Source organism: Arthrobacter sp. MMS24-S77 (genome assembly GCF_054888235.1).
The window spans coordinates 3,053,224-3,068,529 of record NZ_JBTZRN010000001.1 but is presented as its reverse complement, the minus strand read 5'-3'; the positions used below and the strand labels follow the sequence as shown (position 1 = coordinate 3,068,529).

At 64.3% G+C, this 15,306-nt stretch carries 12 protein-coding genes; 11 read left to right on the top strand and 1 reads right to left on the bottom strand.

The window, feature by feature from the left end:
- The first annotated feature begins 162 nt into the window (after window positions 1–162).
- The 10 genes from argS (at window position 163) to ACX5I4_RS13980 (ending at window position 12,942) form a co-directional block, all read left to right on the top strand.
- Window positions 163–1,812: an arginine--tRNA ligase gene (gene argS, locus ACX5I4_RS14025; RefSeq protein WP_461837182.1), complete on the top strand. Its 1,650-nt coding sequence runs from the start codon at window positions 163–165 to the stop codon at window positions 1,810–1,812.
- A 5-nt stretch (window positions 1,813–1,817) separates the two neighbouring features.
- Window positions 1,818–3,314: a diaminopimelate decarboxylase gene (gene lysA / locus ACX5I4_RS14020; RefSeq protein ID WP_461837181.1), complete on the top strand. Its 1,497-nt coding sequence runs from the start codon at window positions 1,818–1,820 to the stop codon at window positions 3,312–3,314.
- On the top strand, window positions 3,307–4,629 hold the full coding sequence (locus ACX5I4_RS14015) for a homoserine dehydrogenase (protein WP_461837180.1): 1,323 nt from the start codon (window positions 3,307–3,309) through the stop codon (window positions 4,627–4,629). Before lysA ends, ACX5I4_RS14015 begins: the two co-directional genes overlap by 8 nt.
- Complete coding sequence (gene thrC, locus ACX5I4_RS14010) at window positions 4,630–5,736, top strand: threonine synthase (RefSeq protein WP_461837179.1); 1,107 nt, start codon at window positions 4,630–4,632, stop codon at window positions 5,734–5,736. It begins immediately after the preceding gene.
- Window positions 5,737–5,738: 2 nt separating this feature from the next.
- Window positions 5,739–6,713, top strand: coding sequence for a homoserine kinase (gene thrB, locus ACX5I4_RS14005; protein ID WP_461837178.1), 975 nt, complete (start codon window positions 5,739–5,741; stop codon window positions 6,711–6,713).
- Between the two features lie 301 nt (window positions 6,714–7,014).
- A complete protein-coding gene (gene rho, locus ACX5I4_RS14000; RefSeq protein ID WP_461837177.1) occupies window positions 7,015–9,138 on the top strand; it encodes a transcription termination factor Rho in 2,124 nt (707 codons plus the stop codon).
- Window positions 9,139–9,364: 226 nt separating this feature from the next.
- Window positions 9,365–10,438, top strand: a complete 1,074-nt coding sequence (gene prfA, locus ACX5I4_RS13995; protein WP_461837176.1) for a peptide chain release factor 1 — start codon at window positions 9,365–9,367, stop codon at window positions 10,436–10,438.
- Between the two features lie 18 nt (window positions 10,439–10,456).
- Window positions 10,457–11,329, top strand: coding sequence for a peptide chain release factor N(5)-glutamine methyltransferase (prmC, locus tag ACX5I4_RS13990; protein ID WP_461837175.1), 873 nt, complete (start codon window positions 10,457–10,459; stop codon window positions 11,327–11,329).
- A gap of 12 nt (window positions 11,330–11,341) precedes the next feature.
- Window positions 11,342–12,139 carry an L-threonylcarbamoyladenylate synthase gene (locus tag ACX5I4_RS13985; RefSeq protein ID WP_461837174.1) on the top strand — a complete coding sequence of 266 codons (798 nt, stop codon included), beginning with the start codon at window positions 11,342–11,344 and terminating at the stop codon, window positions 12,137–12,139.
- A complete protein-coding gene (locus ACX5I4_RS13980; RefSeq protein WP_461837173.1) occupies window positions 12,136–12,942 on the top strand; it encodes a WecB/TagA/CpsF family glycosyltransferase in 807 nt (268 codons plus the stop codon). The genes ACX5I4_RS13985 and ACX5I4_RS13980 overlap by 4 nt, the downstream gene beginning before the upstream one ends.
- Window positions 12,943–12,967: 25 nt before the next feature.
- On the opposite strand, the gene ACX5I4_RS13975 is transcribed toward ACX5I4_RS13980, so the two are convergent.
- Window positions 12,968–13,864 (bottom strand): glycosyltransferase, encoded by an 897-nt coding sequence (locus tag ACX5I4_RS13975; RefSeq protein ID WP_461837172.1) that lies wholly within the window; start codon window positions 13,862–13,864, stop codon window positions 12,968–12,970.
- 216 nt (window positions 13,865–14,080) lie between these two features.
- Here ACX5I4_RS13975 and ACX5I4_RS13970 point away from each other — a divergent pair, with 216 nt between their 5' ends.
- On the top strand, window positions 14,081–15,190 hold the full coding sequence (locus ACX5I4_RS13970; protein ID WP_461837171.1) for an MraY family glycosyltransferase: 1,110 nt from the start codon (window positions 14,081–14,083) through the stop codon (window positions 15,188–15,190).
- Window positions 15,191–15,306 lie beyond the last annotated feature (116 nt).

Below are 15,306 nucleotides of genomic sequence, written 5' to 3'. Positions count from 1 at the left end.
CGGCCGTTCCCATGTTCAACATTGAATTCAGCCTAGCGGTTCAATCTGGGAGCTGTACGTGCCGAAACTGTGCGCAGCCTGTGCGCCAACTGGTGCACGCGTGTACGTGATCACCAAGCAAAGAATTCCACCACTTGCAAGCCCCACCGGTAGGCTAGACGGGTGACTCCCGAAGAACTCTCCGCCGCCATATCCGCCTGCCTGAAAGATGCTGTCGCCGCTGGCGAGCTTGCGCTTTCCGAATCTGCCCTCCCCGAGGACGTGCGCGTGGAGCGACCCAAGAACCGGGAGCACGGCGACTGGGCTACCAACATTGCTTTGCAACTGGCCAAACAAGCCGGGACCAACCCGCGCGAATTCGCCACGATCCTCAGCAAGCGACTCGAAGCGATCGACGGCGTCACGGCCGTGGACATCGCGGGCCCGGGCTTCCTTAACATCACCGTGGACGCAGCCGCCGCCGGCGCGCTGGCCAAGGCCATCGTTGAGGCAGGAAGCTCCTACGGAACCAACCAGGCGCTCGCAGGCCATGTGGTCAACATGGAGTTCGTCTCCGCCAATCCCACGGGACCGCTGCACATTGGACACACGCGCTGGGCCGCACTGGGCGATTCCATTGCCCGTGTGCTCCGCGCCTCGGGCGCGGATGTCACCGCCGAGTACTACATCAACGACGCCGGCACGCAGATGAACGTTTTTGCGAACTCGGTGCTGTCGCGCCTGCACGGGCGGGGCGTTCCGGAAGGCGGCTACCCCGGAGAGTACATCCGGGAACTCGGCGACGAGGTTCTCAAGGCCCATCCGGCAATCCGCGAGCTGACCGACGAGGCAGCGCTGCCGGTGATCCGCGCCGCCGCCTACCAAGCCCAGATGAAAGACATCAAGGACACCCTTGCCGAATTCGGCGTGGCTTTCGATGTCTTCTTCTCCGAGCAGGAACTGCACGACGCCGGTGCGATCGAATCGGCTGTTGCGCGCCTCCGGGAGCAGGGCCATGTGTTCGACGACGGCGGGGCCGTCTGGTTGCGCACCACGGACTTTGGCGATGACAAGGACCGGGTGATGATCCGCGCCAACGGCGAACCGACCTATTTCGCCGCCGACGCCGCCTACTACCTGTCGAAGAAGGACCGCGGCTTCACGGAGAAGATCTACCTGCTCGGTGCGGACCACCACGGCTACATCAACCGGCTCAAGGCCATTGCTGCGTGCGCGGGCGATGACCCCGAGGTCAACATTGAGGTCCTGATCGGGCAACTGGTTTCCGTCAACGGCGCCAAGTTGTCCAAGCGTGCCGGCAATATCATCGAGCTCAAGGACCTGATCGAGTGGCTCGGGAAGGACGCGGTGCGTTACTCGTTGGCGCGCTTCCCCGCAGACTCGCCGCTGACGCTGGATCCGGAACTGCTGAAGAAGAACAGCAACGAAAACCCGGTGTTCTACGTGCAGTACGCGCATGCCCGTTCCCGCGGAACGGCCCGCAACGCGATCGAGGCCGGCGTGGACCACAGCGCCTTCGACGCCTCCCTGCTGGACCACGCCACCGAGAACGAGTTGCTGTCCTACCTCGGCAGCTACCCGTCCATCGTGGCCAAGGCCGCGGAACTCCGCGAACCGCACCGGGTGGCGCGCCATCTTGAGGTCATCGCCGGGGCATACCACCGTTGGTACGACGCTTGCCGCGTTTCGCCGCTGGGCGACGAGCCGGTGCGGGACGTCAACCGCACCCGACTGTGGCTCAACGACGCAACGAGCCAAGTTCTCGCCAACGGACTTGAGCTCCTCGGCGTTTCAGCTCCGGAACGGATGTGATCCCCGTGAGCGAGCCCAATACCGTGCAGCACAGCCCCAACAACGCCGCAGCTTCACCCCTTGCTCCTGAATGGCTCGCCGTACCGGAGGACCTGAACGCGCTCCACGCTCCGATGTGGGCCGCTGGTGTCCAGAGGAACGACGCCGGTGAACTCGCCATCGACGGCGTCCCCGTCAGCGAACTCAAGGCGCAGTTCGGCACCCCGCTGTTCGTCATGAGCGAGGGTGATTTCCGTGCCCGCGCCCGCTCCTTCAAGGACGCCTTTGACGCAGCTTTCGAGGACATCTGCGGGGGAGTGGACGTCTACTACGCCGGAAAGTCCTTCCTGTGCACTGCCGTGGCGAACTGGGTGGCCGAGGAAGGCCTGCGCCTGGACACCTGTTCCGGCGGGGAACTCGCCGTCGCGGCCCGCGCCGGCATCAGCGGCGCCAATTTGGGCCTGCACGGCAACAACAAGTCCGACGCCGAGATCAACCGGGCACTGGACATGAAGCTCGGACGCATTGTGGTGGACAGCCTCGACGAGCTTGAACGTGTGGCCAAGATAGCCTCCGGCCGCGGCGAAACGGCGAAGGTGATGCTGCGGCTGACTCCCGGTGTTCACGCCCACACGCACGAATTCATTGCCACGGCCCACGAGGACCAAAAATTCGGGCTCTCCATGGCCGAAGATTCCACGGACGCAGTTGGCCTCTCGGCTGCGGAGGAGGCCGTGGCGGCGGCCACGTCCTACCCCAACGTGGAACTCCTGGGGCTGCACTGCCATATCGGTTCGCAGATCTTCGAGCCGGACGGGTTCGCCGTGGCGGCCGAAAAGCTCTTGGGATTCCTCGCCGCAATGCAGGCCAAGTACTCCATCGTCCTGCCGGAACTGGACCTCGGCGGTGGCTACGGCATCGCCTATACGCCAGCGGACACCCCGCGCCCGCCGGCCGAAATCGCGCAGGCGATGGCCGCCGTCGTACGCTCGAAGTGCGCTGAGCTGGGCATCACCTCGCCGCGTATTTCGATTGAGCCCGGCCGCGCGATCGTCGGTACCAGCACCTTCACTTTGTACGAAGTCGGGACGCTGAAAACCGTTCGCGTGGACGCGCCTGTAGATGCCGATGGCAAAGAAAACGTTACGTTCCCGCGCCGCTATGTGTCGGTGGACGGTGGCATGAGCGACAACGCCCGTCCGGTGCTGTACGACGCGGATTATTCGGCAATTATCGCCTCGCGCGCCTCGGACGCTGCCCCGCGACTGTCCCGAGTAGTGGGCAAACATTGCGAGAGCGGCGACATAGTTGTTAGAGATGTATATCTGCCCGAAGACGTGGCAGCCGGTGATCTGCTCGCTGTACCGGGGACCGGCGCTTACTGCTGGGCCCTCTCAAGCAACTACAACTATCTGGCCAGGCCTGGCGTTGTCGCTGTGCGCAATGGATCCGCCCGGCTGATCGTCCGCGGGGAAACCGAAGAAGATCTCTTGAACCGCGACATGGGAGTGGCGAATGTCTGAAGTGCGAACCCTGAAGGTGGCCCTGCTGGGCTGTGGCAACGTTGGAGCCCAGGTTGCGCGGATTCTCCTTGACGACGCCGACGCCCTTGCGGCCCGCAGCGGTGCGCGCTTGGAGCTGTCCGGCATCGCCGTGCGCAACATCGACTCAGAGCGCGACGTCGACCTGCCGCGCGGACTCTTCACCACCGACGCCGATACCCTGGTCAAGGACGCGGACCTGGTGATCGAGCTCATGGGCGGCATTGAGCCGGCCCGTTCGCTCATCCTGACCGCCATGCAGAATGGCGCCTGCGTCGTCACCGGCAACAAGGCGCTCCTGGCACAAGACGGCCCCACGCTCTACGAAGAGGCCGACAAGGCCGGCGTCCAGCTCTCGTATGAAGCGGCCGTCGCCGGAGCCATTCCGATCTTGCGCCCCATCCGCGACAGCCTCTCCGGCGACCGCATCACCCGGGTCCTGGGCATCGTCAACGGCACCACCAACTTCATCCTCGACCAAATGGACAGCACTGGTGCACAGTTCGCCGACGCACTGGCCGAGGCACAACGGCTCGGTTACGCGGAAGCGGACCCCACCGCCGACGTCGAAGGCCACGACGCGGCCGCCAAGGCTGCCATCCTCGCGTCCTTATCTTTCCACACGCGTTTCGCTCTCGAAGACGTCTACTGCGAAGGCATCACCAAGGTCAGCGCAGCTGACATTGCGTCAGCGAAGGAGGCCGGCTTTGTGATCAAGCTTCTCGCCATCGCCGAGAAGATCGAGAACCCGGAGCCAGGCAACGGCGGAGGTATCTCGGTCCGCGTCCACCCCACCCTCCTGCCTCGCGAACACCCGCTTGCGGCCGTTCGCGGGGCGTTCAACGCAGTCTTCATCGAAGCCGAAAATGCCGGCGAACTGATGTTCTACGGCCCGGGCGCCGGCGGAACCCCGACGGCGTCTGCCGTCCTGGGTGACCTCGTCTCGGCTGCCCGCCGTGTGGTGCTGGGCGGTCCCGGCCGTACCGAGACCACCACCGGCTACGTGCCTGCGCTGTCGATCGATGCCTCGACCACGAGCTACTACATCGGCCTCGACGTTGCCGACGAGGCCGGGGTGCTGGCCCGGATCACCCAGATCTTTGCGGAGCACGGCGTATCGATTGAAATCATGCGCCAGACGATCCACCGTGACGCCGCCTCGAACGTTGAGTCGGCCGAGCTGAAGATCGTCACGCACCGCGCATCCGAAGCCGCACTCGCGGCAACCGTCGAGGCCATCAAGGGCCTGGACGTCATCAATTCTGTGACATCCGTCCTGCGGGTAGAAGGGGTCTAAGTGGCTCACCAATGGCGCGGAGTAATCCGCGAATACGCTGATCGTTTGCCTGTAACGGAAGCCACGAAGGTCATTACCCTCGGTGAGGGCGGGACGCCGCTCGTCCACGCGCAGAAGCTCTCCGAGCTCACTGGATCCACCGTGTACCTGAAGGTGGAGGGCATGAACCCCACCGGGTCCTTCAAGGACCGCGGAATGACCATGGCCATGACAGCGGCTGTCGAAGCAGGCGCCAAAGCAGTTGTTTGTGCGTCCACGGGCAACACCTCGGCTTCGGCCGCCGCATACGCCACGGCCGCCGGTCTGAAGTGCGCCGTGCTGGTTCCCGAAGGCAAGATCTCCATGGGCAAGCTCAGCCAGGCGATCGCGCATGGCGCTACGCTCCTCCAAGTGGACGGTAACTTCGACAACTGCCTGGACATCGCCCGCAAGCTCGGCGAGTCCTACCCCGTGTTCCTCGTGAACTCGGTCAACCCGGCCCGTATCCAGGGCCAGAAGACCGGTGCCTTCGAAATCGTCGACGCCCTCGGCGACGCTCCGGACATCCACGTCCTGCCGGTGGGCAACGCAGGCAACATCAGCGCTTACTGGAAGGGCTACAAGGAGTACTCCGCGCCCTTCGAGTCCGCAACCGCCGGCACCCTCCCCGCCGTCTCCACCAAAACGCCGGCCATGTGGGGCTTCCAGGCCGCAGGTGCAGCACCGTTCGTGGCGGGCCACCCCATCACTGAACCGGACACCATCGCCACCGCCATCCGCATTGGCAACCCGGCGTCCTGGGACACCGCCATCGCGGCACGTGATGAATCCGGCGGCTTCATCGACGCAGTGACCGACGAAGAAATCCTCGACGCGCACCGCTGGCTTTCCGCCAGGGAAGGCGTTTTCGTCGAACCCGGCTCCGCAGCGGGCGTCGCCGGCCTCATCAAAAAGCACGCTGCGGGCGAAGTTCCCGCCGGTAAGACGATCGTTATCACGGTCACCGGGCACGGGCTCAAGGACCCGCAGTGGGCCCTCCGCACCGAAGACGGCAGTGAAGTCCAGCCCGTCAAGGTACCGAACGACGTCGTGACTGTGGCAGCTGAACTGGGACTGGAAGAAAACTAAGAGTGGAAACCACGCAGCCCACCGCGACCGGACTCGAGCTTGTCGCGGCAGGCCAGCAGCTGACCGTCAGGGTCCCGGGCACCAGCGCCAACCTGGGCCCCGGCTACGACAGCCTCGGCCTGGCATTGTCGATCTACGACACCCTGACCGTCGAAACACTCACCACCGGAGAGCTCGAGTTCGAGCTCTCCGGTGAGGGGGCCGACACCCTTCCCCGTGATGCCAGCCACCTCGTGGTCCGTGCCATCAACACGGCCTTGGGACGCCTCGGCTTCCGGCACAACGGCCTGAAGATCACCGCGGACAACGTCAACCCGCATGGCCGCGGGCTCGGTTCCTCGGCCTCGGCAGTGGTTGCGGCCGTTACCGCAGCGAACGCGCTGGTACCCGAATCGGCGCAACGTGACCGTGAGTGGATCCTGCAGCTCACGAGCGAGATGGAAGGCCACCCGGACAACGTCGCACCGGCGATTTTCGGCGGACTGGCCTTGTCATGGCAGGACAGCGAGCAGTACAGCAGCACCCGTGCAGAAGTGGTTCCGTCCGTCATCCCCATCGTCGCCGTGCCCGACTATGAACTGTCCACCGAGACAGCCCGCGGCTTGCTTCCGGCTTCCATCGGCCATCATGCCGCAGCCATGAACTCCGGACGCGCCGCGCTCTTGATCCACGCGTTGACTGCGCAGCCCCGTTTCCTGCTTCCCGGAACCGAGGACTATCTCCACCAGAGCTACCGCGCGGAGGCCATGCGGCCTAGCGCGGCGCTGATTGCGGCATTGCGGTCTTCAGGCCATGCGGCGGTTGTTTCCGGCGCGGGCCCCACAGTCCTGGCATTGGCGAACGGCACGGACGAAGCAGAAGTGATTACGGAATTGATTGCCGATTTCACTGCGGACAACACACCAGACGTTTCTTGGCGCGTGATGACACTGGCAGTGGACGTCGAAGGTGCTAGAGTGGACTTGCACCGGCGGTAGAACCGCGGGCAGTTCCCTGACATTGGATCCCGGCTTAACGCCGTTCCCGTCTCCTACTGTGTCGAAGTCTGCCGGTGCCGTCTCCTTATCGGCCTGTCGCAGGTGCCACAGAACCCTTTCTGTTACCCGGACCGTCAGCCCGCGCCCCGCCCGCCGGAGCATCGAAGACGTATCAGTATCCGGCCCTGCTGAAACTAAACCGGCAAGACCGAAATCACGGCTGCAGATCTGAACTGCAGTCCAGAACAAATCATCGCGTCCAGCTCTAGGTCTGGACGCCGTCGAGGGGGAAGGATCCTTCGTGACAGAAACCACTGAGCTGGCTTCAGCTGTGGACACAACATCTTCTGCAGCTGATTCAACGGCCGCAACCGCCAAGAGCAGCGGCCTTGCAGGCCTCAAGCTCGCGCAGCTTCAGGCTCTCGCCAGTCAGCTGGGCATTTCGGGCGGATCCCGGATGCGCAAGGGGGACTTGGTCTCGGCTATCTCAGCCCACCGTGCCGGTGCAACCACCAGCAAGGCTCCTACTGCGGCCAAGGCCGTAGCCGCAAAGGCCGCGCCCGCAGCACCAGCAGTTGAGGACTCTGCCGCAGCTGCCGCAGCATCCACTGAAGCTCCTGCGCAGGAAGGCACCCGGGCACGTGGCCGTGGCCGTAGCCGTCGCGCCACGAGCGACGGCGTTGTTGCCGCTCCTGCCGCAACGGAAACCGTGGAGGCTCCCGCCCCCGCCGTGGAGGCTCCCGCTGCCCCCGTCGCCGAAGCAAGCGAGGCCGTCAGCGAACGCCGCCAGCCCCGCACGCGCAATCGTCGTCGTGGCGAGGCCGCCGGTGCTCCTGCGGAGACCGGCGAACCCAGCGAGACCCGTGCGGCCGAACAGCCCCAGGCTGAACAGCCCCGCGCGGAACAGCGCCAAACTGAGCAGCGTCAGACGGAACAGCGTCAGCCCGAACAGCGCCAGGCCGATCAGCGTCAAACCCAGCCGCGCCAGGGCGAGCAGGCCTCGGTCGAGGCTGGCGAACCTGCGCAGCGCGAACGCCGCGACAACACCCGTCCGCGGCGCGAAGACACCAACGACGGCGATGACACCGGCAACCGCCGCAACCGTCGGAACCGTCGCGACCGCAACGACCGTCCAGCTCCGCAGGACAACCGTGACAACCGCGAGGGAAACACCCGCAGCGACCGCTTCCGCGACCGCAACGAACGCCGTCGCGGCCGCGGCCAGGGCCCCGACGTCGACGACGTCGAGGTCACCGAGGACGACGTCCTACTGCCTGTAGCAGGCATCCTGGACGTGCTGGAGAACTACGCGTTCATCCGCACTTCCGGTTACCTTCCGGGCGCCAACGACGTGTACGTCTCCCTCGCCCAGGTCAAGAAGTACAACCTGCGCAAGGGCGACGCCGTGGTCGGCGCAATCCGCGCCCCGCGCGACGGTGAGGACCGCAATCAGCAGTCCGCCCGCCAGAAGTTCAACGCGCTCGTCCGCGTCACGTCGGTCAACGGCAAGACACCGGAAGAGCTCAAGGACCGCGTCGAATTCGCCAAGCTCGTCCCGCTGTACCCGTCCGAGCGCCTGCGCCTGGAAACGGACCCCAAGAAGATCGGCCCGCGTGTCATCGACCTCGTGGCCCCGATCGGCAAGGGCCAGCGCGGCCTGATCGTCTCCCCGCCCAAGGCCGGCAAGACGCTCATCCTGCAGTCCATCGCCAACGCGATCACCACCAACAACCCTGAGGTCCACCTCATGATGGTGCTGGTTGACGAACGTCCCGAAGAAGTCACGGACATGCAGCGCACCGTCAAGGGTGAGGTCATTGCCTCCACCTTCGACCGTCCCGCAGATGACCACACCACGGTTGCCGAGCTCTCCATCGAACGCGCCAAGCGCCTCGTGGAAATGGGCATGGACGTGGTGGTCCTGCTGGACTCCATGACCCGCCTGGGCCGCGCCTACAACCTGGCAGCACCGGCCTCGGGCCGTATCCTGTCCGGTGGTGTCGACTCCGCCGCGCTCTACCCGCCGAAGCGCTTCTTCGGTGCTGCGCGGAACATCGAAAACGGTGGCTCTCTGACCATCCTGGCAACCGCCCTCGTGGAGACCGGTTCCAAGATGGACGAGGTCATCTTCGAAGAGTTCAAGGGCACGGGCAACATGGAGCTCCGCCTGTCCCGCCAGCTGGCGGACAAGCGCATCTTCCCGGCTGTGGACGTCAACGCCTCGGGTACCCGTCGCGAAGAGAACCTGCTCTCGGCCGAAGAAGTCAAGATCATGTGGAAGCTGCGCCGCGTCCTGTCCGGACTCGAGACCCAGCAGAGCCTTGAACTCCTGACCAACAAGATCCGGGAGACCGGGAGCAACGTCGAATTCCTGATGCAGGTTCAGAAGACGACTCTTGGAGCCAAGTCGGATAACGACAAGTAGCTGGGTTACCGCTAGATAATGGCGGTCCCGCGCTAACGCCGCACGGATTTTCCGCCCGCCCCTTCGCCGGGTGGCTTCCGATCTACGATCGCAAGCCACCCGGCTTCGGCAGGCCCGATGCCACTCCCGGGGCGGAAAATCCGTGCGGCTTCGTCGTTAAGACGCCGTTCGCGGTTCAATTCGTAGGCGCAACTAGACTTGGTTACAAGTCGAAAGAGGTTTGGAAATGTTTGAGTCCGTACAGGGATTGCTTGATGAGCATGCTGCTATCCAGGCGCAGTTGAGCGATCCTGCTGTTTACGCCGACCAGTCGTTGGCTCGCAAGTTGGGGCGGCGTTCTGCTCAGTTGCAGGGCATCGTGGAGGCTTACAACCGTTGGCGCGGGCTCATGGACGATCTTGAAGCGGCCAAGGAAATGGCTTCCGAGGACGCCGAATTTGCTGCTGAGGTAGAGGAAATCGAGGCGAAGCTTCCGGCGGCGCAGGAGAAGTTGCGCCGGCTGCTGATTCCTCGCGATCCCGACGACGCCCGCAACGTCATTCTTGAGGTCAAAGGTGGTGAAGGCGGCGATGAAGCTGCCCTCTTCGCCGGTGACCTGCTGCGTATGTACATGCGCTATGCAGAGTCGCGAGGGTGGAAGACCGAACTCATCTCGGCCACGGAGTCGGATCTTGGCGGATACAAAGACGTACAGATGGCCGTCAAGGGCAATTCGAACGATCCCGCCGAAGGCGTGTACGCCCGGTTGAAGTTTGAAGGTGGCGTTCACCGCGTCCAGCGCGTTCCAGTCACCGAGTCGCAGGGCCGCATCCACACTTCGGCGGCCGGTGTACTGGTGCTCCCGGAAGTGGATGAGCCCGAAGAGCTCGAAATCAACCAGAACGACCTCAAGATCGATGTGTACCGGTCCTCGGGTCCTGGCGGCCAGTCAGTCAACACCACGGACTCGGCAGTCCGCATCACGCACCTTCCCACGGGCATCGTGGTGGCCATGCAGAACGAAAAATCCCAGCTGCAGAACCGGGAAGCCGGCATGCGCGTCCTGCGCGCCCGCATCTTGGCCCACCAGCAGGAGCAGATCGACGCCGAGAACTCGGCCCAGCGCAAGTCGCAGATCCGCACCATGGACCGTTCAGAGCGCATCCGCACGTACAACTTCCCGGAAAACCGGATTGCCGACCACCGAACCGGCTACAAGGCCTACAACCTCGACGCGGTCATGAACGGCGACCTGGAACCGGTCATCCAGTCGGCCATCGAGATGGACGAACAATCGCGCCTGGATGCCCTGGGCGAGTAAGAGCCTGCAGGGAATTTCATGACGCTCTTTCCGGGCCAGAGCCTCGCTGACGCTGTCCGCGAGGCGACCGCTATCCTGTCCGACGCCGGAGTTCCCACCCCGCGCGTGGATGCCGAGCTCCTCGCCGAACATCTCCTGGGTGTCGGCCTCGGGCGACTGCGGGCCATGCTGCTCGGCGATTCTGCCGCCCCCGAAGGCTACGCGGACTTGGTGGCCGAGCGCGCACAGCGCGTTCCGCTCCAGCACATTACCGGCGTCGCGCACTTCCGTTACCTCACGCTTGCCGTCGGCCCCGGCGTGTTCATTCCGAGGCCGGAAACGGAATCGGTGGTGCAGTTGGTCATTGACCACCTCCAGGGACTTCCACACCCGAAGGTTGTGGATCTTGGCACCGGCTCAGGTGCTATTGCTGGTTCGATCGCCCACGAATTGCCCGGGGCCGATGTCCACGCCGTCGAATTCAGCGCGTTCGCCCATGCCTGGGCCACCAAGAACCTGAAGCCACTCGGGGTGAAGCTCGTGCAAGGCGACCTCCGAAATGCCTTGCCCGAACACAACGGAACTTTCGACGTCGTCGTTTCCAATCCGCCCTATATCCCGGCTGAAGCAATTCCGAACGAACCCGAAGTGGCACTGCACGATCCGCCCGAAGCGCTGTACGGCGGGGGAGCGGACGGCATGGAGCTTCCGACGGCTGCCGCAGCCTCGGCTGCCCGGCTCCTGAAGCCCGGTGGTTTCTTCGTGATGGAGCACGCAGAGGTGCAGGCAGGGTGGATTGCCGAACATTTGAAGTCTGCCGGTTGTTGGACGCAGGTCACCACCCACGTCGATCTCAACGGCAAGGAACGTGCCACCAGTGCGGTGTTGGCAATCGCTGCCTCCGGGGAATGAAAGAATAGCGCTGTGACCACAAGCTACAACTGCACGTCAGAGGAACAACGCGCCGAAGGCCTGGAGCATGCGCAGCGCGCCATCGGCGAGAAGAAATGCATCGTCATGCCGACCGACACCGTCTACGGCATCGCCGCTGATGCGTTCTCGCCCCAGGCTGTGACCATGCTGCTCGTCTCCAAAGGCCGCGGCCGCCACATGCCGCCCCCGGTGCTTATCCCACGGCTCAATGCCCTGGACGGGCTGGCGAGCGATGTGTCGGAAGAAGCCCGCAAACTGGCAGACGCCTTCTGGCCCGGTGGCCTGACGCTGATCTTCCACGCCCAGCCATCCCTGGATTGGGATCTGGGGGAGACCCGCGGAACGGTGGCCCTGCGTATGCCCGACGACGAAATTGCGCTCGAACTACTCAACCGCACCGGTCCGCTGGCGGTGTCCTCAGCCAATCGCACCGGTCAACCGGCCGCGCAGACAGCTGCCGAGGCGAGGACCCAGCTTGCCGAATCGGTAGAGGTGTACCTCGAAGGCGGGTTCCGGCCTATCGAGGGAACCGAGTCCGTAGCGTCCACGATTGTTGACGCCACCACACTGCCACTTCGTGTGGTCCGCGACGGCGCTATTTCCCTGGAACGCCTCCGCGAGGTGGTTCCGGGCGTGCTGGCGCTCGGCGAAGCCGTGCCTGAGCCGGAGTCGGACGCAGGAGAAGCGGAAGCCGCGAGCGACGCGGCGCCCGACGCCACCAGCGACTCCGGCGCCACCGCCGTCGCCACCGTCGACGCCCCCGTGCCCGGCGAGACTAGGGCCGAATGAGCCTGGTCCGGGATCGTGTTCCCCTTCTTGACGTAGACGTCACTGCCCTGTGCACGGACGAACTTATCGAGGCCATGAGCGGGTTCGTTTCGGATGGCACCACCAAGGTGGTTCTTGGACACAACCTGCACAGTGTCACGCTGTTTCATTCGAGTCCGGATTTCCGCCATCTCTACGAACGCAGCGATGTGGTCCTCCTGGATGGCGCGCCTGTCGCAATGCTTTGGGGACTTGGCCGCCGTGGAGATTCACACGGTGACGGCCCAGGGCTGATGGAATACCGCTTGGGATCCACAGACTGGGTGCCGGCGCTGGGCGGCGTCGAAGGACTACGCCGGATCGCCGTCGTCGGGGCAGGCCCCGAGGCCAACGCCAAGACGGTCGAACGGCTCCGCGAGATCGTGCCTGGTGCCGAGGTCTCGGGGCGGCCTGGTGAGAACTGGGACAACTCCAGCGAAGAGGCCGCCGTTGCCTGGCTGGCGGAGTTTCGTCCCCAGCTGGTGCTTCTTGGCCTTGGAATGCCGCTGCAGGAGTCGGTCCTGCACCGGCGGCTGGACGAGCTTCCGCCGGCCGTCTACTGCACGGTGGGCGGGGCTATCGAGCAGTTGGCGGGGCTCCAGAAGCTTGCTCCACGCTGGCTCGGCCGGCTTGGGCTCGAATGGGCTTGGCGACTTGTCCTGCATCCCGGACGGGTTGCGTACCGGGTTTTCGGTGAGCCGTGGGTGCTACTCAGCCTGCTGGTCCGCCGCCGGCTCTCCGGCAAGAACGGCGCCGGCAGGAACGGCGCCGGCAGGGCCCGCTGAACCGAAGCCGGGCCGTCGAACTCCGCTAGAACTTCTGGTCCTCCAGCGGACCAAAGCCCTTGTTCCGCAAACCGGCGGAGAACGCCCGGAACCACTCGGCGAGCCCGCGGAAGTCACCGCGGGGGAGGAAGTAGCCCAGGTAGCCTCCGACGTCGGCCACCATGGACTTGCCGCGCCGATACCGGCGGATCAAATAGCCGCGGTTGCGGTAGTAGAAGTAGCGCTTGAACGCCGAATCCGGCACGATCACGTGCCAGCGCGCCCCAAAGACGTGCTTGGTCTCGGAAAACGCGTGCGGGTGGGTGATCCACGCAGTGGCGACCGTACCGAAGCGTATCCCGGCTTTCCTGAGGCGGATCATGAAGTCCACTTCATCGCCCCGGATGAACAGCCGGATATCCGGCACTCCCACTTTGAAGAAGACGCTGGAACGGATCAGGGCCCCGTTGAAGAAGTGCCCGACGTCGGGCAGGAACCCGGCCTTCTCGACTTCGGAACGGTCGTGGGTCACCTTGCCGTCGATCCGGAAGAAAAAGGAGAGCTTGTCCGGGTGGCCGGGGGCCACCACGAGCGGGACCACGGCATCCAATCCCCGGGCTTCCGCTTCGCGAACCAGGGTTTCGAGGCATTCGGGATCGCCTGGTTCGGCGTCATCGTCCATGATCCAGACCCATTCAGCGCCGCTGGCCACTGCCTTGAGGATCGCCAGGGCGAAGCCGCCCGCCCCGCCCAGATTGGCCTCCGAGCGAACGTAGTCCACGTTAGGGTGGCTTGACGCGAGCTCCCGCGAAGGAGCCGTACCGCTGTCCACGAGACAGATGGTGTCCACTGGTATGGACTGCTTGTTGACGGCGTCGAGCAGGACTGCAAGCTCTCCGGGGCGGTCAAAGGTCACGGCCGCAACGGCAACGGAGACAGTCATGTAGGGTTCCTTCCGGGCAGTAGCGGAGAGGGTCCTCCCGGCTCGCCCTAGGGGCGCGTGAAACGGAGCAAAGCCGCCGTTGCCGCTAGTATCTTGACAGAGTCCAACTGTAGTACAGCAATATTCGGCGGTGCGCAGAGGTGTTGCGGGTGACGTGCCGGCAGCTATTCGCCGGGGACGAAATCCACCACCACCGCCACCAACAGGAGCCGCCACGTGATCATGTACTCACTCATGATGCTCACGGCTGCCGTCGTGTCCTATCTCGCTACCTGGGTAGCCCGCCAGATGGGGAACAAACTTCGGCTGTTTGCCCCGATCCGCAGCCGCGACATGCACTCGGTGCCCATTTCCCGACTCGGTGGCCTGGGACTCTTCGCAGGGTTTGCCGTGGCACTCGTCGTGGCGAGCAATTCTTTCTTCGTGAAGGACATCTTCCACGGGAACGGTGCGCCGTGGGGGATACTGGCCGGCGCTCTCGTGATCGTCGCGGTTGGTGTTGCCGACGACGTGATGGACATCCGATGGTGGGTCAAGCTGATCGGCCAGTGCACAGCCGCCACGGTCGTCGCGGTGTGGGGCGTGCAGATGTCGGTGATTCCGTTTGTTCCGGAGCCCATTCGGATTGAGTCGGAACCGCTGCGTGTCGTCCTGACCGCGCTCCTCATTGTGACCACCATGAACGCCGTCAATTTCATCGACGGACTCGATGGCTTGGCCGCAGGTGTAGCCGCGATTGGCGGAGTCGCGTTCTTCCTGACGGCCTACTGGGTCCACCGCAATGCAACGCTCACGGACCGCTCGGACCTGGCCGCGCTGCTGATGGCAATCATCGTGGGTTGCTGCATCGGATTCCTGCCACACAACTGGTTCCCGGCCAAGATCTTCATGGGCGACTCGGGTGCCATGCTGCTGGGCCTCGTAATGGCCTCGGCCGGCGTGGTTTCCACGGGCCAGATCAGCTCCGGACTTTACGACCGCGCCAACGGTATTCCGACGATCGTCCCCATCCTGCTTCCGTTCGCGATTCTCTCGCTGCCGTTGTTGGACCTCGGACTGGCGGTGCTGCGGCGGACAGCACGCGGGCAATCACCGTGGTCCGCTGACCGCGGACACCTGCATCACAAGCTCATAGAGCTCGGCCACACACACCGGACGGCGGTGCTCATGATGTACGTGTGGACCTGCATCCTGGCGTTCGGAGGCCTGGCTTTTGCTATTTTCCCCTGGCAGATGGTTCTCACGGCGGACATCGTGGCCGCATTGATCATGGCTGGCGTGACAGCGTGGCCGTACTTCGCCCGCAGGGGACGCGCCGCCCGGTAGATGGTGTGTGACAAGTGCGTTAACATCACAGTTCTATCTCATGTAGAATTCTAGGGCGGACAGTCACTCGCCCGCGCACCCACCCTTTTTGAGACTTTGGCATCTTTGCCACGACG